General features: G+C 61.1%; 24 protein-coding genes. 22 read left to right on the forward strand and 2 right to left on the reverse strand.

Annotated elements, in window-relative coordinates; translation table 11 throughout:
* The first annotated feature begins 79 nt into the window (after nucleotides 1–79).
* From A5483_RS10200 to A5483_RS10220, 5 genes are all read left to right on the forward strand, one after another.
* Nucleotides 80–1,747: a peptide ABC transporter substrate-binding protein gene (locus A5483_RS10200; RefSeq protein ID WP_063811764.1), complete on the forward strand. Its 1,668-nt coding sequence runs from the start codon at nucleotides 80–82 to the stop codon at nucleotides 1,745–1,747.
* 72 nt (nucleotides 1,748–1,819) lie between these two features.
* On the forward strand, nucleotides 1,820–2,743 hold the full coding sequence (locus A5483_RS10205; protein ID WP_063811765.1) for an ABC transporter permease: 924 nt from the start codon (nucleotides 1,820–1,822) through the stop codon (nucleotides 2,741–2,743).
* Between the two features lie 46 nt (nucleotides 2,744–2,789).
* Complete coding sequence (locus tag A5483_RS10210; protein ID WP_176607869.1) at nucleotides 2,790–3,707, forward strand: ABC transporter permease; 918 nt, start codon at nucleotides 2,790–2,792, stop codon at nucleotides 3,705–3,707.
* 45 nt (nucleotides 3,708–3,752) lie between these two features.
* Nucleotides 3,753–4,754 carry an ABC transporter ATP-binding protein gene (locus A5483_RS10215; RefSeq protein WP_042842805.1) on the forward strand — a complete coding sequence of 334 codons (1,002 nt, stop codon included), beginning with the start codon at nucleotides 3,753–3,755 and terminating at the stop codon, nucleotides 4,752–4,754.
* On the forward strand, nucleotides 4,744–5,802 hold the full coding sequence (locus A5483_RS10220) for an ABC transporter ATP-binding protein (RefSeq protein WP_002549114.1): 1,059 nt from the start codon (nucleotides 4,744–4,746) through the stop codon (nucleotides 5,800–5,802). Before A5483_RS10215 ends, A5483_RS10220 begins: the two co-directional genes overlap by 11 nt.
* A 24-nt stretch (nucleotides 5,803–5,826) precedes the next feature.
* Here A5483_RS10220 and A5483_RS12735 read toward each other — a convergent pair whose 3' ends face one another.
* A complete protein-coding gene (locus tag A5483_RS12735; RefSeq protein ID WP_082864049.1) occupies nucleotides 5,827–6,147 on the reverse strand; it encodes an RNHCP domain-containing protein in 321 nt (106 codons plus the stop codon).
* A 149-nt stretch (nucleotides 6,148–6,296) separates the two neighbouring features.
* On the opposite strand from A5483_RS12735, the gene A5483_RS10225 reads away from it, so the two are divergent.
* Nucleotides 6,297–7,061 (forward strand): YaaA family protein, encoded by a 765-nt coding sequence (locus tag A5483_RS10225; RefSeq protein ID WP_002549140.1) that lies wholly within the window; start codon nucleotides 6,297–6,299, stop codon nucleotides 7,059–7,061.
* 245 nt (nucleotides 7,062–7,306) lie between these two features.
* Here the strand turns inward: A5483_RS10225 and A5483_RS10230 are convergent, their stop codons facing one another.
* Nucleotides 7,307–7,552, reverse strand: coding sequence for a type B 50S ribosomal protein L31 (locus A5483_RS10230; protein ID WP_063811767.1), 246 nt, complete (start codon nucleotides 7,550–7,552; stop codon nucleotides 7,307–7,309).
* A 97-nt stretch (nucleotides 7,553–7,649) separates the two neighbouring features.
* Here A5483_RS10230 and rpmB point away from each other — a divergent pair, with 97 nt between their 5' ends.
* From rpmB to A5483_RS10315, 16 genes are all read left to right on the forward strand, one after another.
* Nucleotides 7,650–7,886, forward strand: coding sequence for a 50S ribosomal protein L28 (rpmB, locus tag A5483_RS10235; protein WP_002549159.1), 237 nt, complete (start codon nucleotides 7,650–7,652; stop codon nucleotides 7,884–7,886).
* Nucleotides 7,886–8,056, forward strand: coding sequence for a 50S ribosomal protein L33 (rpmG, locus tag A5483_RS10240; protein ID WP_002549045.1), 171 nt, complete (start codon nucleotides 7,886–7,888; stop codon nucleotides 8,054–8,056). The genes rpmB and rpmG overlap by 1 nt, the downstream gene beginning before the upstream one ends.
* Nucleotides 8,056–8,361 carry a 30S ribosomal protein S14 gene (rpsN, locus tag A5483_RS10245; protein ID WP_002549079.1) on the forward strand — a complete coding sequence of 102 codons (306 nt, stop codon included), beginning with the start codon at nucleotides 8,056–8,058 and terminating at the stop codon, nucleotides 8,359–8,361. The genes rpmG and rpsN overlap by 1 nt, the downstream gene beginning before the upstream one ends.
* Nucleotides 8,362–8,365: 4 nt before the next feature.
* Nucleotides 8,366–8,536 (forward strand): 50S ribosomal protein L32, encoded by a 171-nt coding sequence (gene rpmF, locus A5483_RS10250; RefSeq protein ID WP_042842774.1) that lies wholly within the window; start codon nucleotides 8,366–8,368, stop codon nucleotides 8,534–8,536.
* A 78-nt stretch (nucleotides 8,537–8,614) separates the two neighbouring features.
* Nucleotides 8,615–8,980 carry an FKBP-type peptidyl-prolyl cis-trans isomerase gene (locus tag A5483_RS10255; RefSeq protein WP_002549184.1) on the forward strand — a complete coding sequence of 122 codons (366 nt, stop codon included), beginning with the start codon at nucleotides 8,615–8,617 and terminating at the stop codon, nucleotides 8,978–8,980.
* A 327-nt stretch (nucleotides 8,981–9,307) separates the two neighbouring features.
* Entirely contained in the window at nucleotides 9,308–11,314 is a 2,007-nt protein-coding gene (locus A5483_RS10260; protein ID WP_063811768.1) for a urocanate hydratase, read from the forward strand.
* Nucleotides 11,314–12,510 (forward strand): allantoate amidohydrolase, encoded by a 1,197-nt coding sequence (locus A5483_RS10265; protein WP_042842775.1) that lies wholly within the window; start codon nucleotides 11,314–11,316, stop codon nucleotides 12,508–12,510. The genes A5483_RS10260 and A5483_RS10265 overlap by 1 nt, the downstream gene beginning before the upstream one ends.
* Nucleotides 12,507–13,847, forward strand: a complete 1,341-nt coding sequence (locus A5483_RS10270) for a formimidoylglutamate deiminase (RefSeq protein WP_063811769.1) — start codon at nucleotides 12,507–12,509, stop codon at nucleotides 13,845–13,847. Before A5483_RS10265 ends, A5483_RS10270 begins: the two co-directional genes overlap by 4 nt.
* Nucleotides 13,844–15,034 carry an imidazolonepropionase gene (gene hutI, locus A5483_RS10275; protein WP_063811770.1) on the forward strand — a complete coding sequence of 397 codons (1,191 nt, stop codon included), beginning with the start codon at nucleotides 13,844–13,846 and terminating at the stop codon, nucleotides 15,032–15,034. The genes A5483_RS10270 and hutI overlap by 4 nt, the downstream gene beginning before the upstream one ends.
* 142 nt (nucleotides 15,035–15,176) lie before the next feature.
* Complete coding sequence (gene hutH / locus A5483_RS10280) at nucleotides 15,177–16,712, forward strand: histidine ammonia-lyase (RefSeq protein WP_063811771.1); 1,536 nt, start codon at nucleotides 15,177–15,179, stop codon at nucleotides 16,710–16,712.
* Between the two features lie 40 nt (nucleotides 16,713–16,752).
* Complete coding sequence (locus tag A5483_RS10285) at nucleotides 16,753–18,447, forward strand: CRISPR-associated endonuclease Cas3'' (RefSeq protein WP_241497709.1); 1,695 nt, start codon at nucleotides 16,753–16,755, stop codon at nucleotides 18,445–18,447.
* Between the two features lie 409 nt (nucleotides 18,448–18,856).
* Complete coding sequence (locus A5483_RS10295) at nucleotides 18,857–19,045, forward strand: hypothetical protein (RefSeq protein ID WP_002549203.1); 189 nt, start codon at nucleotides 18,857–18,859, stop codon at nucleotides 19,043–19,045.
* A 117-nt stretch (nucleotides 19,046–19,162) separates the two neighbouring features.
* A complete protein-coding gene (locus A5483_RS10300) occupies nucleotides 19,163–19,417 on the forward strand; it encodes a type II toxin-antitoxin system RelB/DinJ family antitoxin (RefSeq protein WP_042842777.1) in 255 nt (84 codons plus the stop codon).
* Complete coding sequence (locus A5483_RS10305; RefSeq protein ID WP_002549144.1) at nucleotides 19,410–19,688, forward strand: type II toxin-antitoxin system RelE/ParE family toxin; 279 nt, start codon at nucleotides 19,410–19,412, stop codon at nucleotides 19,686–19,688. Before A5483_RS10300 ends, A5483_RS10305 begins: the two co-directional genes overlap by 8 nt.
* 651 nt (nucleotides 19,689–20,339) lie before the next feature.
* Nucleotides 20,340–20,561: a type II toxin-antitoxin system RelB family antitoxin gene (relB, locus tag A5483_RS10310; protein WP_002549137.1), complete on the forward strand. Its 222-nt coding sequence runs from the start codon at nucleotides 20,340–20,342 to the stop codon at nucleotides 20,559–20,561.
* Complete coding sequence (locus tag A5483_RS10315) at nucleotides 20,558–20,824, forward strand: type II toxin-antitoxin system RelE family toxin (protein WP_002549047.1); 267 nt, start codon at nucleotides 20,558–20,560, stop codon at nucleotides 20,822–20,824. The genes relB and A5483_RS10315 overlap by 4 nt, the downstream gene beginning before the upstream one ends.
* Nucleotides 20,825–21,350 lie beyond the last annotated feature (526 nt).

The raw sequence follows: 21,350 nt of genomic DNA on the forward strand, positions 1-21,350 counted from the left end.
GGTGCTTCATGATGGCATGGTGTCCCGAACAACGTGGGACCGTCGGTTCAACGCCGACGTGACGTGAGAAGGAGACACCATGCGTCAAGTGAGGCCACTCATTGCGCTGTCCCTCGCAGGCTTGATGGCGCTGTCAGCCTGCGGCGAGGATGTCGCGGCCAAGGATGACTCGGCTGCTGGGTCGTCGGCCACCGGCGGCAGCGATAACAGCGCACCAGCCAAGAACGGCGGATCGATCACCGCTAGCGGTTGCACCCCGCAGAACCCGCTCATTCCGTCCAACACCAACGAGACCTGCGGCGGAAAAATCCTCGACGCCGTCACCGCCCGCCTTATTCACTACAACCCTGACACCGCCAAGCCGGAGATGGACATAGCCCAGTCCATCGAGACCAAGGACAACCAGAACTTCACCGTCAAGATCAGGCCGGGATACAAATTCTCCGATGGCAGCGCCGTCAAGGCTAAGAACTTCGTCGACGGTTGGAACTGGGCCGTCTACGGCCCCAACGCCCAGCAGTCCGGCTACTTCTTCGAGCCGATCGAGGGCTACGCTGACGAGCAGTGCGCTGATGAGGCTTGTAAGACCAAGCCCAAGGCCAAAGCTATGAGCGGCCTCAAAGTCGTTGACGACCACACCTTCACCATCAAGACCACCAAAAAGGTCTCTAACCTCAAGGTACGTTTGGGCTACACCGCCTTCGCCCCGCTGCCGGATGCCTTTCTCAAGGATCCGACCAACAAGAAGTGGGAGAAGATGCCGATCGGTGCCGGGCCATACAAGGTCACCGACAACACCGCCACCGCCATCACCGTCGCAAAAAATGACAATTACGCCGGGGCGTACCAGGGCCACGTAGACAAGGTCACCTTCAAGATCTACAACGACGCCAGCCCGGCCTACAACGACACCGTCGCCAACAATCTCGACATCAACGACCTCATCCCAACCGACCAACTCACCAACGACCAGTGGAAGAACGACCTGTCCGGCCGGTGGGCCATCCGCCAGTCGGGCATCAACCAGACCCTGGCCTACTCCAGCAAAGACAAACAGCTGGCCGACAACAAAGATCTGGTCAAGGCCCTCGGCATGGACATCGACCGCGAGACGATCACCAAGCAGATCTTCGCTGGCTCCCGAGCCCCCGCTGATGGCTGGGTTTCCCCCGTCGTCGACGGGTACAAGAAAGACCAGTGCGGCCAGATGTGCCAGTACGACAAAGGCAAAGCCGTCGAGCTGTACAAAAAATCCGGTGGATACAAAGACACCCTGACCATTGCGGTCAACGGTGATGGCGACCACAAGGCATGGTCTCAGGCGATCTGCAACGGCTGGAAAAACGATCTTGGCCTCAAGTGCCAGCTCAAGGTCACCCCAGACTTCAAAACCCTGCGCGACATGGTCACCAAACGCCAGCTCCAGGGCTTCTTCCGCGCCGGATGGCAGATGGACTACCCCTCCATCGAAAACTTCCTGACCCCGCTATACGCCACCGGCGCCTCAAGTAACGACAACGACTACTCGAACAAGGCCTTCGATGCCAAACTCAAGGACGCCGCTGCCGCCACCAATACCTCGGAAGCCAACAAGCTGTACCAGGAGACCGAGAAGTTGCTGGTACAGAACCCACCCAACATCCCACTGTGGACGTCCTCGACCCCATTTGCATGGTCGAACAAGGTCGCCAATGTCAAGCTCACTCCATTCGGCACGATTGATCTCCAGTCGGTCAGCGTGAAGTGATTCATCCTTGATGATGCACCCGTCGGTCCGCCGACATAGCCTCGGCGGGGCGCGGGTGCCGTGAGGAACACCATGTTCAAATACATCGTCAGACGCATCCTTCAGATGATCCCGGTGCTTATCGGGACGACGTTCATCATTTTCTGTTTAGTCTTCGCCCTGCCCGGGGACCCCACGGCCGGACGATGCGGTGAACGTCCTTGTCCTCCTGCCTACGTGGCGGCGTTCCGAGCTGAGTACAACCTCGACAAGCCACTACTGGTTCAGTACGGCCTGTATTTGGAAAAACTGTTGCACGGCAACCTCGGCGTTGACTATTACGGCAACACCGTCGTCTCAGAGCTCGGTGCCCGCTATCCAGTGACGATCAAGCTGGCCGTCATCGCCCTGCTTGTTGAGATCGTCATCGGCATCCTCGCCGGTGTATGGGCGGGCGTGCGACGCGGCGCGTTCATCGACTATTTCGTCCTGGTGTCCTCCCTCATCGTCATCTCAATCCCGATCTTCGTCATCGGTTCGCTGGCGCAGCTCATCTTTGGTCTGCGACTGGGCTGGCTCCCAGTGACGGCCGGCGACGGCTCATCCGGCGCACTCATCCTGCCAGGGCTCGTACTGGGAGCGTTGTCGGTGGCCTACGTCGCCCGGCTAACCAGGTCAAACCTGCTGGAGAACCAGCGGGCCGACTACGTGCGCACCGCCAAAGCTAAGGGCATGTCGCCGTCCCGAATCGTGACAATGCACACCCTGCGCAACTCCCTCATCCCCGTCATCACCTTCATCGGGTACGACTTCGGTGCTCTCATGGGCGGGGCCATCGTCACCGAGCGCATCTTCAACATCAACGGGATCGGCAATTACGTCTACCGGTCGATCAACCAACGCGATGGTGTCTCGGTGGTTGGTGCGGTGACCTGCCTGGTGTTGGTGTACCTGCTCGCGAACCTCCTCGTCGACCTGATGTACGGGGTGCTCGATCCGAGGATCAGCCATGACTGAACCACACACAAGCCTTCACCCGCTCGGTGCCGGTGGCCCCGAGGCCATCGCCGACCCCACGCCCGGTGAGAACAATGCGCTGGACAATTCCAAACCACGCTCGGTGTGGAATGACGCCTGGGTCTGCCTCCAACACAACCCGCTGTTCTGGATATCGGTGACTCTGATCGTCGTCTTCCTGACGATGGCAGGCGTCCCGGCTATCTTCACCTCGAAAGATCCCACCGACTGTAACCTGTCGGCGGCCCGACACATACCCTCGGCGGTGCACTGGTTCGGTACCGACATCCAGGGATGCGACGTGTACTCCCGGACGGTGTATGGGGCTAGATCGTCGATCCTCGTCGGCGTCCTCGCCACCTTGGGAACGACTATTCTCGGGGCTTTCATTGGCCTGGTTGCAGGCTTCCGCGGCGGCTGGCTTGACACCCTGCTGAGCCGAATCGGCGACGTTTTCTATGCCATCCCGTTGCTACTCGGCGGCATCATCATCTTGTACACCTTTCCCAACGAGCCGGGCACGCCGTACCTCGTCATGGTGCTCAAGGTAGTGGGTGCGATCGTCATCCTCGGCTGGCCGTCCATCGCACGACTGATGAGGTCGTCAGTGTTGCAGGTATTACCGCACGACTATGTCCAGGCGGCTCGCGCGCTCGGGGCGTCGTCGTGGCGGATCATCCGCTCGCACATCCTGCCCAATGCCGTCGCCCCGGTCATCGTGGTGTCCACTATCAATCTGGGTGCTTATATCGCCATCGAGGCGACGCTGAGCTACCTGGGCATCGGCCTGCAGGAACCAGCCATCTCGTGGGGTGTGTCGATTTCCGATGCCTCCGGGCTGGGATACGTCCGGTCGGCACCATTCATGCTGCTGTTCCCATCGCTATTCCTGTCTCTGGCGGTGCTGGCATTCATCTTCCTTGGCGAGGCGGCACAGGACGCCTTCGACCCCAAACAGCACTGAGGTTTCGACATGGCACGAAAGACACTCACAAGCGCTCAGCTTCACCTGGAACCGGTTGACGGGCTCCTCCTTAAGGTCGACGACCTGCATGTAGAGTTCCGCACCCGTGACGGGGTGGCCAAGGCCATCAACGGGACGAGCTTCACCCTTTCAGAACGCGAGACCCTCGCCATTCTCGGCGAATCAGGGTCGGGCAAGTCGGTGACTGCGCAGGCAATTATGGGTATTCTCGATTCCCCTCCGGCCCAGATCACTGGCGGGCGGATCGAATACTGCGGAGTCGACCTACTGACGATGCCAGAAAAGAAGCGTCGTCAGATTCGGGGCGAGCACATCTCGATGATCTTCCAGGACGCGTTGTCGTCGCTGAACCCAGTCTTCCCGGTCGGATGGCAGATCGCCGAGATGTTCCGTGTTCACCGTGGTATGAACCGCTCTGATTCGATGTCCGAGGCGATCCGCCTCATGGAAAGGGTGCACATTCCCGCTGCCAAGGAGCGTGCCAACAACTACCCGCACCAGTTCTCGGGTGGCATGCGTCAGCGCATCATGATTGCGATGGCGATCGCGCTCAACCCCTGGGTGCTCATCGCCGACGAGCCGACGACAGCTCTCGACGTCACCGTGCAGGCTCAGATCATGACCCTGCTCAAGGAGGTCCAGGAGGAGTTCGGCATGGGGTTGATCCTCATCACCCACGACCTCGGGGTGGTGGCCGACGTGGCCGACGACATCGCAGTCATGTACTGCGGACGGTTCGTCGAACACGCTGACGTCCACCGTCTCTACCGCGACCCTGCCCACCCGTACACCGTCGGCCTGCTAGATTCCATTCCGCGCCTGGACCAAAAAGGAAACGAGCTATATGCCATCGGGGGTCTGCCGCCGTCCCTGACGAATCTGCCGTCGGGGTGCTCCTTCCACCCACGCTGCCGCTGGGCCACCGAGGAATGCCGCGTCGGCGGTGCTCCCAAGTTCGTCGAGGTGGAGCCCGGACGCTGGGCCGCCTGCCACCACACCGAGGAGGTCCTTCATCGTGACTGCTAAGACCACAGCCGAGAAAGCCGAACCCATTCTGTCGGTGCGTGACCTCACCAAGCACTACGCGCTCAAATCCGGCGTGGTGCGCCACGCCGTCGGCCATGTCAAGGCCGTCGACGGGGTCAGCTTTGATCTCTATCCCGGCGAGACGCTCGGTGTCGTCGGAGAGTCCGGCTGTGGCAAGTCCACGCTAGGACGTTTGCTGGTGAACCTCGAGCCGCCAACGTCGGGCACGATCACCTTCGAGGGGCGCGACGTCACGAATCTCACGGGATCGGCGATGCGCAAACTACGCCGTGATATTCAAATCGTCTTCCAGGATCCGTATACCTCATTAGACCCGCGTATGACGGTCGGTGACATCGTCGGTGAGCCCTTCCGCATCCACCCCGACGCTGTACCGCGCGGCAAGCGGACCGAGCGAGTCAAGGAGCTGCTCGACCTGGTCGGACTCAACCCGGAGCATATCAACCGCTACCCGCACGAGTTCTCCGGTGGCCAGCGCCAGCGCATCGGAATCGCCCGCGGCATTGCCCTGAATCCCAAGGTGCTGGTATGCGACGAGCCGGTTTCGGCGCTGGACGTTTCGGTGCAGGCCCAGGTTGTCAATCTGCTACAGAAATTGCAGCGGGAGTTGGGTATGGCGTACATCTTCATCGCCCACGACCTGTCGGTAGTGCGCCACATCTCCGATCGCGTGGCCGTCATGTACCTCGGGAGGATCATGGAAATCGGTGACGAGGAGCAGATCTACGAACGCTCCATCCACCCGTATACCCAAGCCTTACTCTCGGCGGTGCCAGTACCCGATCCCTCAGCGCGAGGTACACATCACCAGATCTTGCTGCAAGGCGATGTGCCCTCCCCGGCGCATCCGCCCGTCGGGTGCCGCTTCCACACCAGATGCTGGCGGGCACAACCGTTGTGCTCGCAACAGGAGACCATCCTGACGATGCATGCCGACGGCCAGGGCGAGCACGCTTGCCGATGCCACTTCGCCGAGATCTTCGAGAAAGCCTCGGACGAGATCAGCCCCGGCAACCTCGTCGACTGACGGTGACGAGCAGCCGCACGCCACTTAGCAGTTGAAGAAGGTTGTCGTTGCTTTCTTAGCAATATCCAGCATCACCTCAAAGCTGTCATTGTGAGCGGCGTGTACTTTCCTCCGCGCACCGCAATTGCAGCATTCGTAATACACCTTGCTCGGCTGACCGAACTCCACTTGCACTGGCTCGAGCGGGCCTCGGCACGGATTTGCTCGATCCCCAGGGGAGTTGTGAACATGCACCGACCACAGGCAGTGCGGGCAATGGTCGGTGTATCCGTTGCCCCGAACCTGCCGTCCACAGTGATCACATACGAAATCTTCTTGGCGCCGTTGAAATTTGGGGGTCTCCATGCGATAGGGCACCTTTCCTTTTTCGTTCACATGGTGTCACGGTCAGATTTTCCGGCCGTCCGAGCCTCTCATGGTAAGGCCAGAATAAAGCCACGCTGTGTGACTGCGCGATCGACTTCCCAGAGAAGCCGGCCGGATAGGCTGACCTTGTGCTGATCCTCATCTCCCCCGCCAAGTCGCTGGACCTCGAGGGCCCCACGCCCACGCACGACACCACCGAGCCCCGCCTGCTTGACCAGACCGCCGAACTCGCCAAGATCATGTCCGGCAAGTCGGTAGCAGATCTACGCAAGCTCATGAATGTTTCCGAGGACATCGCCACCCTCAACGTCGAACGGTATCGCGACTTCCAGCCCGGCACCCCTGATGGGGCCCGGCCAGCCGGCGTGACCTTCGACGGGGCCGTCTATCGGGGCATGAATCCGTATTCCTTCACCACCCGCGACTGGACCGAGGCCCAGAAGACCTTGCGCATCTTGTCCGGCCTATACGGTGTTCTGCGACCCCTCGACCGCATTCAGCCTTACCGTTTGGAGATGGGCACTTCTTTGCACACCGACCGTGGCACCACGGTGGCTAACTGGTGGAGTGACCGCATCCTCAACCTTGTTGCAGCCGACCTCCAGGAGTCTCCAGGACCGAAGACCATCGTGAATCTTGCCTCGGCAGAGTACTTCCAAGCCGTTGACGGCATCGACGCTAGGGTCATCTCACCGCGATTCGAATCACGGGATCGTCAGGGCCGCTGGAAGGTCATCTCCTTCACTGCCAAAACCGCCCGAGGTCTGATGGCCGGATGGATGATCCGCAACCGGGTGCGCACCGCCACCGCGCTCACCGAGTTCGACGACGGCTGGGCGTACTGCAAGGAGGCCTCATCTGACCAGACCCTCGTTTTTCGCAAGAGAGACTGACATCGAGGACATTGGGGGCTCACCGACGCCTTACTGAAAACACACGCGGTACCCGCTACCCGATCGGGTAGCGGGTACCGCGTTCAGGGACCGGACGATGCCAGGGATCAGTCGGCATGCCGATCAACAACGGCACACTCTTCATTGTCGATCGGGTCCAGGTCTTCCTGCGTCATCACCGCGTCAATGAATCACCCCCATCCGGTCGTGTCCAACGAGGGAAGTCGATATGCCATCCCCATGTCTCATTTCTTGCCGTAGCGTCGGTTGAACTTCTCGACTCGTCCGGCGGTATCAACAATCTTGGTCTTGCCTGTGTAGAAGGGGTGGCTGGCCGAGGTGATGTCGACGTCGATGACTGGGTAAGTGTTGCCGTCTTCCCACCCGATCTCGGTGGAACTGGTAACCGTTGACCTCGTCAGAAAGGCCATGTCCGCCGAGATGTCCCTGAAGACCACCGGGTGGTAGTCGGGGTGAATGCCTTGCTTCATCGGTTTCCTTCCAGCCTGTACGTACGACGAGTTCGGATCTCGTCGTCATCAGTATATGATAATGATTCTCATACGCAACCTATCGCAGGAGATACCCATGCCACGACGCTGTCAGGTCCGCGGCACCAAGCCCGGATTCGGCAACAATGTCTCGCACTCCCAACGCCACACCAAGCGTCGCTGGAACCCGAACATCCAAAAGAAGCGCTACTGGGTGCCCTCGTTGGGTAAAAAAGTCACCTTGACCCTGACCCCCAAAGCGATCAAGGAGATCGATCGCCGCGGCGTCGACACTGTCGTCGCCGAGATACTCGCTCGAGGAGAAAAAATCTGATGGCCAAAAAATCCTCACAACTGCGCCCCATCATCAAGCTGCGGTCGACGGCTGGAACCGGGTACACCTACGTCACCCGCAAAAACCGACGCAACACCCCCGACCGCCTCGTCCTCAAAAAGTTTGATCCAGTCGTGCGTCGTCACGTTGAGTTCAAGGAGACCCGCTGATGGCCAAAAAGTCCAAGATCGCCGCCCAAAAGAAACGCGAGAAGCTGGTAGCCCAGTACGCCGAAAAGCGCGCCGAACTCAAAGCCATCGTGAAGTCCCCGACTGCCTCGTTAGACGAACGCATGGCAGCATCGCGTAAACTATCTGCTCTGCCGCGCGATTCATCCCCCGTGCGGTTGCGCAACCGTGACCAAGTCGACGGACGCCCCCGCGGCTATGTTGGCAAGGCCGGCGTATCCCGTATCCGCTTCCGTGAGATGGCCCACCGCGGCGAACTCCCCGGAATCACGAAGTCAAGCTGGTGAAACCATGGCAGTACCGAAGCGAAAGAAGTCCCGTTCGACCACGCGTCATAGGCGGGCACAGTGGAAGACCACGCCAACACAGTTGGTTGAGATCCGCGTTGAGGGCAAGATCCTGCGGGTCCCGCGAAACCTGGTCAAGGCCTACCACTCTGGGCTGATCGACGTCGAAGGATGAGCCCCCTAGAGCCTGAGCAGTCCAGCGTGGCTGCTCAGGCTCATCGTCGAGACGCGTCGATCCCGTAGGGTTGCCGGTATGAGCAAGCCCGAAGTGACCCTGCCCGATTGCGCCCCCGACAACCTCGTTATTGAGGACATCACCATCGGCGACGGCCCCGAAGCTTCTGCCGGCAACCTCGTCGAGGTGCACTACGTCGGAGTAGCTTTAAGCAATGGCCGTGAATTTGATTCCTCGTGGAATCGCGGCGAACCGCTAACCTTCCAACTAGGGGCTGGCCAGGTCATCCCTGGGTGGGACGAAGGCGTCCAAGGTATGAAGGTCGGTGGACGACGCAAGCTTGTCATCCCCCACCACCTCGCCTACGGTCCACAAGGAATTCCCGGCGTCATCGCTGGCGGTGAGACGCTGGTTTTCGTCTGTGACCTTGTCAACGTCATCTGACGTCCCGATCAACCAGTCGCCCGGGCCCGATAGGACCCGGGCGCCGTCGACGACTTCCTCGCCGCCCGCAGTGCGGACGTCGTCTCACGGTCCTTCTCCTCATGCCGTGTTCTCATCTGGAGTTGTGCCAACGGCTGAGTCTGACCAGACTAAGCAGTCGGTCCGCATGACATCTCCACCCGTAGTGATACGGTCGATGATGTCTCCCCGACGAGACAACCTCCGGCGATCACACCGACGCGATTCGCCCATGGCAATTGTGCGTGCGACCTCGTCAGGATCGTCACGCCACAACGACACCAAGAATGCATTTGGGGGAAGCAAACGATGTACGACAACAGCAGCACCACCGCAGCTATGACGATCAAACTCGACGCCGAATTCCCTCCTGACCCGGTTTTCGAATCCGGTATCCGACGAGCTCCATCACGTGGATTCCACCTCACCCCCGAACAGACCAAGACCGCGCTGCGCAATGCTCTGCGTTACCTGCCTCCCGAGTTGCACGAGAAAGCTGCGCCGGAATTCCTCGACGAATTGCGCACGTATGGCCGCATTTACGCTTACCGGTGGCGTCCAGCCGGGCATATCAAGGGACGCCCAATCGACGAATACGAGGGTCGCTGCACCGAAGGCAAGGCCTTTCAGGTGCAGATTGACAATAATCTCGACTTCGACGTCGCCCTCTACCCCTACGAACTCGTCACCTATGGCGAAACCGGTAGCGTCTGCCAGAATTGGCTGCAGTATCGGCTCATCAAAAAATATCTCTCCCAGCTCACCGAGGACACCACCTTGGTTGTCATGAGTGGTCACCCGCTGGGGCTTTTCCCGTCACGCCCAGAATCCCCGCGTGTCATCATCACGAACTCCCTCATGGTCGGCCATTTCGACAACCAGAAGGATTGGGAGATCTGTGAGGAGTTGGGGGTGGCCAATTATGGCCAGATGACCGCTGGCGGCTGGATGTACATCGGCCCGCAGGGCATCGTCCACGGCACTTTCAACACCATTCTCAACGCCGGACGAATCCGGCTAGGGGTCCCCGCTGACGGGGATCTCTCCGGAGTGCTGTTCGTCTCGTCGGGTCTCGGTGGCATGTCCGGGGCCCAGCCCAAGGCCGCGGAGATCGCCCACGCCGTCGGGATCATCGCCGAAGTCGACATGTCACGCATCCAGACCCGGCTAGACCAGGGGTGGGTGGGTCACGTCTCTGATGACCTTGACGAGATCTTCGCGCTGGCCAAAAGACACATTGACGAGCGCACCCCGATCTCCATCGCCTACCACGGCAACATCGTCGATCTGCTGCAGTACGCCGTAGACAACAACATCGACATCCCGCTGCTATCGGACCAGACCTCCTGCCATGCCGCGTATGACGGCGGTTACTGCCCGCAGGGGCTGACCTTCGAGCAGCGCACCGAGCTGTTGGCCCGCGACCGCGGCGAATACGCCCGCCGCGTCAACGAGTCCTTGCGCAAACACTATGAGCTCATCCGCACCCTCACCGACCGCGGCACCTATTTCTTCGACTATGGCAACGCCTTCATGGCCACCGTCTTTGAGTCCGGGGTAACCGAGATCGCCAAGGACGGAGACTCCCGCAACGGGTTCATCTGGCCGTCCTACGTTGAGGACATCATGGGTCCAGAACTGTTCGACTACGGCTACGGGCCGTTCCGCTGGGTATGTCTGTCCGGTAAGCACGAGGACCTCATTGCCACCGACCATGCCGCAATGGACTGCATCGACCCGAATCGCCGCGGCCAGGATCGCGACAACTACATCTGGATCCGTGACGCTGAGGCCAACAACCTCGTCGTAGGCACCCAGGCACGCATCCTCTACCAGGATGCCCAAGGCAGGATGGACATCGCTTTGCGATTCAACGAGATGGTCCGCAACGGCGAGATCGGGCCAGTCATGCTGGGACGCGATCACCACGATGTCTCCGGGACTGACTCTCCGTTCCGCGAGACCGCCAACATCAAAGATGGCTCTAACGTCATGGCTGATATGGCCACCCAGTGCTTCGCCGGCAATGCCGCCCGCGGCATGAGCCTGGTGACCCTACATAACGGCGGCGGAACCGGCATTGGTAACGCCATCAACGGCGGGTTCGGGCTCGTCCTGGACGGCTCTGAGCGGGTCGATCGCGTCATCCGTAGTTCCCTGCTGTGGGATGTCATGTGCGGGGTAGCTCGACGCGGCTGGGCCCGCAACGCCCACTCCATCGAGACGGCCACCGAGTTCAACCGCGGACATGATGGCGCCCAAATCACCCTGCCCTACCTAGTAGACGACGCCCTCATTGATGGATTGGTGAAGTGATGACGACCTGGACTGCTGCCGGTCTGCTGGCTGAAATCGCCGCAATCGGACGCAACGAGGACGGCTCCTACTCGCGGTTCTGCCTGCGTCCCGAGGAGGTGACGCTGCGAGAATGGTTCGTCGCAAAAGCCACCGAGTTGGGACTGACAATCGTCACGGACATGAACGCCAACATCTGGGCGTGGTGGGGAAGTCCGGGTCCCGACGCCGTCCTGACGGGCTCCCACCTGGATTCCGTGCCCGGCGGTGGAGCCTACGACGGGCCACTCGGCGTCGTCTCGTCATTGGTGGCCGTGGCGAAGATGCACAAGGCCGGGTTCGTGCCAACGAAACCTGTTGCTGTCGTCGCCATGGCCGACGAGGAAGGCGCCCGCTTCGGGATGCCCTGTCTAGGGTCGCGGCTGGCGTCGGGCAAGCTCAGCAAGGCTGAGGCCCACACGCTCGTCGCTCGGGATGGACAGTCCTTGCCGGACGCGTGGCGAGAGGCCGGTTTGGATCCCGATCTCATGGGGCCCGACGACGTTGTGCTTCAGGCATCCTGCTTCATTGAATTACACGTTGAGCAAGGGCGCGGCCTGGCAGATCTGGGGCACCCGGTAGCAGTTGCGACCGCGGTACGACCGCATGGACGTTGGCGTGCCGAGTTCACCGGTCAAGGAAACCACGCCGGAACCACTCTCATCCCCGACCGTCACGACCCCGTCGTCCCGGCGTCACAGACCGTGCTGGCAGCCCGAGAGGCGGCAGAGCGCGCGGGTTGCGTGGCGACGGTCGGGCGGATCAACGTCGAGCCCGGTGGCACCAATGTCATTGCCTCGGCCGCGACGATATGGCTGGACTGCCGAGCCGAGGAACCACAGACCGTCACCACAGTCGTCGAGGAAATCCAGCAGGCCTCAAAAACTGCCGCTGACAAGCAGGGATGCCAGGTTGTTTGGACCCGCGAGTCGTGGACCGATCGCACCGCGTTCGACCTACGAGCGCGGATGCTACAGATCCTCGGCGAAGACGTCCCACAGCTATCCACCGGGGCTGGCCATGACGCCGCAACGTTGGCGACAACGATACCTACCGGGATGCTCTTCGTCCGCAATCCCACCGGAGCTTCTCACTGCGTCGCCGAATCGGCGAGTGACGCTGACTGCGAGGCTGGGGTCGAGGCCCTCCAGACCGTGCTAGAGGAGCTGGTCAAATGAGCACATGGTTCTTCCCGAACGCCCTGGTAGCAGGGCGGATTGCACACAACGTGCTTGTCCAAAGCCGAGACGGCGTCATCACCGCGGTGAACGTAGGGGCCGAACCCCATAGACACACCTTCGGCGGGGTAGCCGTTCCCGGATTTGCCAATACTCACTCCCACGTTTTCCACCGCGGGCTGCGCGGGGCCGGGGCGGGTGAAGATTTCTGGTCCTGGCGTACCGAAATGTATCGACTAGCCAACCGTCTCGATCCGGACTCCTACTATCAACTGGCGCGAGCTACCTTTGCCGAGATGGTGGCGGCCGGATACACCAGCGTAGGTGAATTCCACTACGTTCATCACCAGCCTGACGGGACGCCCTATCGCGATCATGCGATGGAATTAGCCCTTGTCAACGCCGCTATAGCGGCCGGAATTCGCATCACCGTCCTCGACACCTGCTACCTGCACGCCGGGCCCGGAGCACCCCTAGGCGCAGACCAGACCAGGTTCGGTGACGGTAGCGTCGAGGAGTGGCTGGAGCGTTGGCACGCGCTGCGCGATGCCCTGCCTGACTCCCCCTTGGTGACGATGGGAGCGGCCCTACATTCAGTGAGAGCCGTCAGCCCCGACGAAATGGCCACGGCTATGAGCGGGTTACCGGAACGTGTGCCCATTCACATCCACGTCTCCGAGCAGCTCCGCGAGAACATCGAATGTCTGGACGCACATGGCCTGACGCCGACCGCAGCGTTGGAACGCGCTGGGGTGCTCTCCGAGCGCACCACCGTCGTCCATGCCACCCATCTGACCGACGACGACATCGCCACGATCGCCGATTCCAACACCATCGTTTCACTGTGCCCGACGACCGAGGCCGATCTGGGTGACGGGATCGCACGGATCAAGGACCTGCAAGAGGCCGGGGTGCGCATGGCTATTGGGACTGACGAAGACGTCGTCACCGACCCCTTTGCCGAGTTGCGGATGCTGGAATCGACTGCTCGCCTGACGACCGGGACGCGCGGTGTCGTCGGTTGTGAGGCGCTGTGGAAAATTGGTACCCGAAACGGGGTTGAGAGCCTTCGCCCGGCAGCCGAGCCGCAGCCACGCCAAATTTCCACACCCGGGCCTGAATCCGCCGGATTGGCCGTCGGAGACCCCGCCGATATCGCCGTCATCGAGCCGTCGTCAGCACGCCTGGCCGGGGTGGACCCGATACGCTGGCCCCTGGTCGCAACAGCCAATGACGTTTCGGCCACTATCGTCGCTGGGGAATGGAACCGGCTTGACGCCACCGCCGCCGAGGACCTCCGCCACGTGTTGGACGAACTGAGAGGTCATGCCTCGTGAGCATCGTCATCAATAACATCGGCTTGCTCGTCACCAACGATCCATCCATCGGTACTGACGAGCTCGGACAAATCCGCAATGCAGCCATCGTGATCTGTGGGGACCAGATTGCTTGGGTAGGTCCCTCAGCAGAGGCGCCGCCGGCCGATCACCAGTCCGATATGGCCGGAGCCTGCGTTATCCCAGGCTTCGTCGACTCTCACAGCCACCCAGTCTTTGCCGGTGACCGCAGCGACGAGTTCGATGCGCGAATGAACGGGCAGAAATACCAGGCTGGCGGGATCTTACGTACTGTTCGGCGCACTCGGGAAGCCCCTATGGGATTCCTCGCCGCCGTTATGACCGGGATCCTCGACGAAATGGCACGCAGCGGAACGACGACCGTTGAAGCCAAAACGGGGTACGGACTCGACGTCGAGACGGAGGTCAAGCTGGCACGTGTGGCCAGCTCACACACCGACGAGGTCACCTTCCTGGGAGCCCACGTCGTCGCACCTGAGTGCCAGCCTGACGAATATGTCCGTCTGGTGTGTGGCGAGATGCTGCACGCCGTGCGCCCCTATGTGCGCTGGATTGATGTGTTCTGCGAGACCGGAGCCTTCGACCCCGACCAGACCCTGGAAATCCTGCGCGCCGGCAAGGAAGCCGGGCTGGGCCTTCGCCTCCATGCAGCGCAACTGGGCCGTTCTGAGGTCATCCCGCAGGCCTGCGAATTGGGCCTAGCCTCCATCGACCACTGCACCTTCTTGTCCGACGAAGACATTGACGCTCTCAAGGCCACTAATACCGTGGCTACTCTGCTTCCAGCCGCCGAATTCAGCACCAAACAGCCCTACCCTGACGCCCGTCGCCTCCTCGACGCTGGCGTGACGGTCGCGTTAGCTACCGACTGTAATCCCGGCACCGCGTTCACCTCATCGATGCCATTCTGCCTCGCCATCGCGGTACGCGAGATGGGTATGACGCCAGAACAAGCCCTGTGGTCAGCGACGGCAGGCGGTGCGACGGCCCTTCACCGCGATGACGTGGGCGTGGTGAAACCTGGCGCCCGCGCCGATCTGGTGAGCCTGGCCGCCCCGTCGTGGCTGCACCTCATGTATCGCCCAGGTGTGCCCCTCATCGACCGAGTCTGCAAGGCGGGACGGTTCCTTCAACTGAGCCAACCGAGACTACGACTCAACGGTTGACACCAAAATCGCCGCTCGCCCTCGGCCCTGCGCCGTTCGGCAGCGGATCGGCCACGTTGGTGATTGCATCGGAGACGACGTGCCCTGAACATCACAGACACAAACACCACGGCAACTTAGTCTCACCCAAGAAAGGACGACCATGAACATAACCACTGTCGACGTCGGTGCCCCACTCACTCCCCGCGATGTCGTCGCAGTCGCCCGGCTGGGAGCTCAGGTGAGCGTCGGAGAGGAGGCGATGGAGCGGGTCAGGCGAGCCGCCGACCTCGTCGAGAGCCTGGCCGACGACCCCATCCCTCATTACGGCATCTCCACTGGCTTCGGCGCCCTAGCCTCCACCCGAGTGCCCCGTGACCACTGTGTGGCACTGCAGCACTCCCTCATCCGTTCCCACGCCGCCTCTACCGGGCCGCGAGTCGAGACCGAGGTCATCCGCGCCATGATGACCCTACGCCTCAAGACGATGGCATCTGGTCATACCGGAGTACGTCCGGAAATTGTCACCGCCTATGCCGATCTGCTCAACTCCGGGCTGGTCCCAATCGTCGGGGAATACGGGTCTCTCGGGTGTTCGGGCGACCTCGCCCCGCTAGCCCACTGTGCCCTCGTCCTGACCGGCGAAGGGACCGTCCTCACTCCTGACGGCAACGAGGTCGATGCGGCTACTGGCCTGGCCCAGGCCGGACTAAAGCCTGTCTCTCTGCGTGAAAAAGAGGGATTGGCTCTCATCAACGGCACCGACGGCATGCTCGGCCAACTCATCATGGCGCTGGCTGACCTCGACGTTCTCGTCCCGACCGCCGATCTGGCGACCGCAATGACCGTCCAGGCGCTGTGCGGCATTGATCGGGTCTTCGCCCCTGACCTTCAGGCCCTACGGCCCCACCCGGGTCAGAGCACCTCAGCGGCCAACATTCTCGCCCTGCTGGAAGGTTCTGACCTCATCCAGGCCGGTCGCGAAGGTGCCACCAAGCGGGTCCAGGACGCCTACTCGCTGCGCTGCGCCCCGCAGGTCCACGGTGCCGTCCGCGACACGATGGCCCATGCCCTGCGGGTAGCGAAGGTCGAGTTGGCCTCAGCTGTCGACAACCCGGTCATCACCGACGACATGAGGGTGGAGTCCAATGGCAACTTCCACGGCGCTCCCGTGGCGTATGTGCTCGATTTTCTGGCCATCGCGGCAGCCGACCTCGCGTCCATGAGTGAGCGCCGCACCGACCGTATGCTCGACCCGGCTCGCAACCGCGACCTACACCCCTTCCTGGCCGACGACCCCGGCGTCGACTCCGGGCACATGATCGCCCAGTACACCCAGGCCGGCATCGTCTCGGAAATGAAGCGACTGGCCGTACCGGCCTCAGTGGACTCCATCCCAACCTCAGCCATGCAAGAAGACCACGTCTCGATGGGGTGGTCGGCTGCCCGCAAGCTGCGCCGCGCCATTGACGGTATGGGGGCAGTCATTGGTATCGAGATCCTGACCGCCGCCAAAGCCATCCAAATGCGCGGCCTGGAGCCCTCGAAGCCGGTAGCTGACGTTATCGAGCGCATGCGCCAGACGATTCCTGGCCCCGGACCAGACCGCTTCCTCGCCCCCGAAATCGACGAAGCCCGCCGCCTCGTAGCCTCCGGTGAACTCCTCGAGGTCGTGCGGCAGACGGTTGAGGTGCGCTGACCGCACACCATCTGTCAACGTCCACTGCGAGGAAGCGACAATGCTCAACACCTGGTCCGCGCCGGCGCAATCCTGTTGGGGCAAGACCAACGAGTCAGGAGATTGGCTCCCGGTCGTCCAGCACCTCGAAGATGCTGCCGGAGTCATGGCCGAAGTTTGGAGACTCCAACCGCAATCCATCCGATCGCTCTTGGCCGACGGTCTTGGCGGGGAGCAGGCCGCCCAAGCATTCCTATGCTTCATGGCCGGAATCCATGACGTCGGCAAGATCAGCGCCGACTTCGCCTTCAAGGCACGATTGCCCCGCACTAACGGAACGTCGACTGGTTACCTGTGCGACCAGATGGAACGCCAGGGCTTCGTCATTGGGAAGCCCGACAGACCGATTCCCCACGGTGTGCTAGGCCAGACTCACCTCACCAGCTGGCTACTGAGCCGTTACCCCGGCGCCCCCAGGGCACGCCGCTGTGCCCGCAACATCGCATCCATCGTCGGTGGTCACCACGGCACAAACCCAACGTTCGCCGACGTAGAGAAGGTCGAGCTGTCGCTGGCTCGCGAGGACCATCTCTGGAAGGCCACCCGCGATGAGGTCCTCGACACCGTGGCGTCGCACACCGGCGCCGACGAGTCCCTTCCGGCCTGGATGAGCTCCCCGATTCCGATTCAGGCCCAAGTACTGTCAGAGGCACTCGTGATCATGGCCGACTGGATCGCCAGCTCCGAACGCCTCTTCCCATACGACTCGACGGAATCGACACCCGATCGCGTCCGCCGCGCCGTCACCCAGCTCCGACTCCCCCACTCATGGCAACCGCTACCCGGACCGGACGACACCACCGACGTCTTCCAACGAAGTTTCCCCTCGATCCGCCGCGGCGAACCCAATGCCATGCAGATCGCAGCCATCAAGGCAGCTAACGCCATGACTGAGCCGGGTCTGCTCATCATCGAGGCTCCTATGGGGCTAGGAAAAACAGAGGCGGCCCTCATGTGTGCCGAGGTGCTCGCCCGCAGGTCCGGACTCGGGGGCGTCTTCTTCGGCCTTCCCACAATGGCCACATCCAACCCCATGTTCAGTCGAGTTCGGGAATGGCTGAACGCGGTGCCAGCCAAGAACCGGTCCAGCATCACCCTTGCCCATTCGAAGGTTGCGCTCAACGAGGAGTACCAGCAGCTCATGCCGTGGAATGCGGCTATGGCCGTCTACGACGACGCTGCCACCACTCAGCACGAGGCGTCCGCAGTGGTCCACGAGTGGTTCCTCGGCCGCAAGCGCGCCATTCTTGCCAACCACGTCGTCGGCACGATCGACCAGGCACTGTTCACTGGTCTCAAAGCCAAGCATGTGGTGTTGCGCCACCTTGGCCTGGCGAGCAAGGTCGTCATCATCGACGAGGTGCATGCGGCCGACGTCTACATGCGCGAGTACCTCAAGGTCGTCCTCGAATGGCTCGGCGCCTACCGCACACCTGTCATCCTCATGTCCGCAACACTGCCCCCGGCCCAACGCCATCAGCTTGCATTGGCCTACGCCAAAGGACGTCACGGAAGAGGCGCGCAAGGTGGGGCGGGCCCTGCCGGGCGCAGCGCAGCGAGCACCGGCGGGGCCGGGGCCCCGCCGGTGCTCGCCGAAGGCGCGCCCTTGGGCATGTCAATCATGTTGCTTGCCCATATCTGCCCGGCAGGCCAGGCCACCCACCCGGTTGCTATCGCAGTGACCACCCACGGCTGACCCCACAAGGCCGCACCACCGATCAGACCCCATCCCAACCAGACGAGCCCGGCCATGATGGCGCAAATCCCCGTGATCGCGCCGAGCCATGTCACTGCCACAACCAGTGGAACCGAGGTCACCCACCACGACCCCACGAACCCCGGGGCTACGACAAGTGATTCCAATAGCTCGTGCCAGCCGATGCCGGCCATGATCCCGGCGGCGGCCACGACGACAGACTCAACTATGCCGGGGCGCGGGTGGCGCAGTCGTGGGGTGGCCTCGAGGAAGGGGACACACCAAGGCCACTCGGCGAGGGGGTCGACGTCCACTGTGTCGTCAAGGGCCTCCTGGTCAGAGGCGTCCTCCCCCGCTAGGGCGGCATCGTAGGCGGCGCGCTGTTCGGGATCAGACAGCACTAGAAAAGGTGGACGAAGCAGCCGGAATCCGTTGGCTCGACGCCCAACCCGATCTACACCGCATCCAACTTTCCGAATTCCTCAATACCCCCCAATGGACCAACTCCCTTACTATCGGCTGGCTAGTCAACCGAAACGACGACTCCGACAACGGCATCTACTACGACAGCACCACCAACTCATGGGAAATCTTCTAACACCCACACCCTAAACCCCAGGCGAACCCCAGAGGGTAAACCGTGAGAAGCCTTGCCCCAAGCACCCCAAATTGAGACAATAGAGGTACAAACGACTCACAGGCGAAGGAGACGATGATGGAACTGAATACACGGGTCCAGGTACGCACCAACAGCCAGCTCAAGGAACGTGCCACAAAAACCCTTGACCGGATGGGTATAGACATGCCCACTGCAATCAACATGTTCCTCACCCAGATCGTCAGCGACCAGAGACTACCTTTCCAGCCCAGCATCACCCCTTACGCCGACGCGATCCGTGAAGCGGAATCCGAGCCCCCCATCCCAGTCCGAGACATCGACGAGCTCATGGACCTCATCGACCATGTGTGAGCGCACGATTGCCTACCGGCCAGCCTTCCTACGCGACGTGAAGCGGTTCAAAAACAAGCATTACGACATGGACAAGCTCAAAACCGCAATCCGGGCCGTCGCTGAGCGTCGCACCGACTGGCTCAAACAGCACCGCGACCACCAACTCACAGGCAGCCTCGCGGACTACCGTGAACTGCATATCGTATCCGACTGGCTCCTCCTTTACACCATCGACAACGACAACACCCTCACCCTGGTCCGCACCGGCACTCATGATCAACTCCTATGACGCCGCCGTCACCCGTAACGACAGCACCAGCACAGTCAGTCGACACCAACCGGGGCGGAACAGATACCGGAGGTCACCACGGACTCTCCCAGCAGCGAGGTGAGGCAGCAGAGAGCACTTTATTTTTTCCACCTAAGACGACCATCTTTGGCCATTTTGCAGGTCAGAGTCGTGCCCTTCGAAGTCACTCCATGAGCCCCACTATCGGAGCAAAACGACCCACCACGGACATGGGATAGGCCGCCACTGCCACTGTGGGGTGGACAGCTCAGGCAGATGCCCACGTCATCGAGACCACCGCTGAGCACGTCGCTAACACCGCCCACGCTATCGCCGAGGCGTTAAGCCTGGTTACCGAGTGAGCCTATCGGGGGCGACCGGCTAACCCCGGCCGCCCCCGGACGCAGGAAGTGTCTCGTCCCCCCTACCCTCGGCTACACCCTTACGCTTACCGTGATCGTCGTCGAGGTAACTCCCTGGCATAGGACTTCATCCGCGGCACCCATTGATCGCCCACCCAACAGTGACACGACCACCAGCAAAGCCGCCGCATAACTAGCCCCATCTAGCCAACGCCGGGTCGACGACACAAGACCTGTGTAGTACGATGTCTTACGCAGTGTTTAAGAATGGCCGCCAAGAGGTGACATCATGGCTTTTTCTATCCGTTTAACCGATGAAGAGCGCCGCCTTGCTGATTCCTATGCCCGTCTTCACTCGCAATCCCTAAGCGAGGCCTTTAAGAAGGCCCTTTTTGACCGCATCGAAGACGAGTTTGATCTCCAGATAGCACGTGAAGCACTCATCGACTACGCCAAAGATGGCCACCGCTCCCGCCCTATCAGCGAACTATGGGACGAGTGTAACCTATGAACTGGCAGATAGAAACTACCAGAAAATTTGATAAGGAATTTAAAAAGCTTGACCGCTACACTCAGAAACTCATTCACGGTTGGATTACGAAAAATATCAGCGCCACCACTGACCCTCGCCAGTTTGGCAAACCTCTCACCGGTGATCTTTCTGGGCTGTGGCGATATCGTATCGGTGACTATCGTCTCATCTGCAAGCTCAGGGATGAAGATTTCATTATCCTAGCTATTTCGGTCGGTCACCGTCGCGGTGTCTACCGATAAGCACGAATCCTCACTACTGCCCTCGATAGAAAACCGGATCGATACACAGATACACATACATCTAGCAACACATACATCTAGCTGTATCTACTCACAGAGTCCACGGCAAGTAGCGCTCCCAGCTAGTGGAATGACCACGAACCAACTCCTAGGGCACCGGTGCCCTTACCAGGAGAGCACGACTCCGCCCGATGGAACTCCCTATGCGGGCTCATCCACCTCACCGGCGTCTCCACCTACCCCCACCTCCTGGACCCTTGCCGCGCTCAGCTCATCCCCGACAGATTCATATCTATAGTCTGTATGTTCTTTTCTCTTTTTCTCGCATTATCGTCATTCAACAGGTCCGGGGGTCGGACCCGACACGCACTGTTGGATAAGCAGGCTGGACTACCGGACCATAGGAGGACAGGGAGACGAGATGCCCCCGGATAGGAGGTTCTCGTGTGCAGATCAGGGATGGAGTCTGCGGGTACGACCCGACGGCGGTGCCGGTGCAGTGAGTCCCAACGGATTAAGCACAACG

Source organism: Cutibacterium namnetense, from assembly GCF_001642025.1.
In the GTDB taxonomy this organism is placed as follows: Bacteria; Actinomycetota; Actinomycetes; order Propionibacteriales; family Propionibacteriaceae; genus Cutibacterium; species Cutibacterium namnetense.

What these genes read in the sequence shown, in the direction of transcription:
- A5483_RS10200 (WP_063811764.1), top strand. Translation starts at nt 80, where the DNA reads ATGCGTCAAGTGAGGCCACTCATTGCGCTGTCCCTCGCAGGCTTGATG.
- A5483_RS10255 (WP_002549184.1), top strand. Translation starts at nt 8,615, where the DNA reads ATGAGCAAGCCCGAAGTGACCCTGCCCGATTGCGCCCCCGACAACCTC.
- A5483_RS10265 (WP_042842775.1), top strand. Translation starts at nt 11,314, where the DNA reads ATGACGACCTGGACTGCTGCCGGTCTGCTGGCTGAAATCGCCGCAATC.
- rpmF (WP_042842774.1), top strand. Translation starts at nt 8,366, where the DNA reads ATGGCAGTACCGAAGCGAAAGAAGTCCCGTTCGACCACGCGTCATAGG.
- A5483_RS10305 (WP_002549144.1), top strand. Translation starts at nt 19,410, where the DNA reads ATGTGTGAGCGCACGATTGCCTACCGGCCAGCCTTCCTACGCGACGTG.
- A5483_RS10205 (WP_063811765.1), top strand. Translation starts at nt 1,820, where the DNA reads ATGTTCAAATACATCGTCAGACGCATCCTTCAGATGATCCCGGTGCTT.
- A5483_RS10270 (WP_063811769.1), top strand. Translation starts at nt 12,507, where the DNA reads ATGAGCACATGGTTCTTCCCGAACGCCCTGGTAGCAGGGCGGATTGCA.
- hutH (WP_063811771.1), top strand. Translation starts at nt 15,177, where the DNA reads ATGAACATAACCACTGTCGACGTCGGTGCCCCACTCACTCCCCGCGAT.
- relB (WP_002549137.1), top strand. Translation starts at nt 20,340, where the DNA reads ATGGCTTTTTCTATCCGTTTAACCGATGAAGAGCGCCGCCTTGCTGAT.
- A5483_RS10300 (WP_042842777.1), top strand. Translation starts at nt 19,163, where the DNA reads ATGGAACTGAATACACGGGTCCAGGTACGCACCAACAGCCAGCTCAAG.
- A5483_RS10315 (WP_002549047.1), top strand. Translation starts at nt 20,558, where the DNA reads ATGAACTGGCAGATAGAAACTACCAGAAAATTTGATAAGGAATTTAAA.
- A5483_RS10285 (WP_241497709.1), top strand. Translation starts at nt 16,753, where the DNA reads ATGCTCAACACCTGGTCCGCGCCGGCGCAATCCTGTTGGGGCAAGACC.
- rpmG (WP_002549045.1), top strand. Translation starts at nt 7,886, where the DNA reads ATGGCCAAAAAATCCTCACAACTGCGCCCCATCATCAAGCTGCGGTCG.
- A5483_RS10230 (WP_063811767.1), bottom strand. Translation starts at nt 7,552, where the DNA reads ATGAAGCAAGGCATTCACCCCGACTACCACCCGGTGGTCTTCAGGGAC.
- rpsN (WP_002549079.1), top strand. Translation starts at nt 8,056, where the DNA reads ATGGCCAAAAAGTCCAAGATCGCCGCCCAAAAGAAACGCGAGAAGCTG.
- rpmB (WP_002549159.1), top strand. Translation starts at nt 7,650, where the DNA reads ATGCCACGACGCTGTCAGGTCCGCGGCACCAAGCCCGGATTCGGCAAC.
- A5483_RS10260 (WP_063811768.1), top strand. Translation starts at nt 9,308, where the DNA reads ATGTACGACAACAGCAGCACCACCGCAGCTATGACGATCAAACTCGAC.
- A5483_RS12735 (WP_082864049.1), bottom strand. Translation starts at nt 6,147, where the DNA reads ATGGAGACCCCCAAATTTCAACGGCGCCAAGAAGATTTCGTATGTGAT.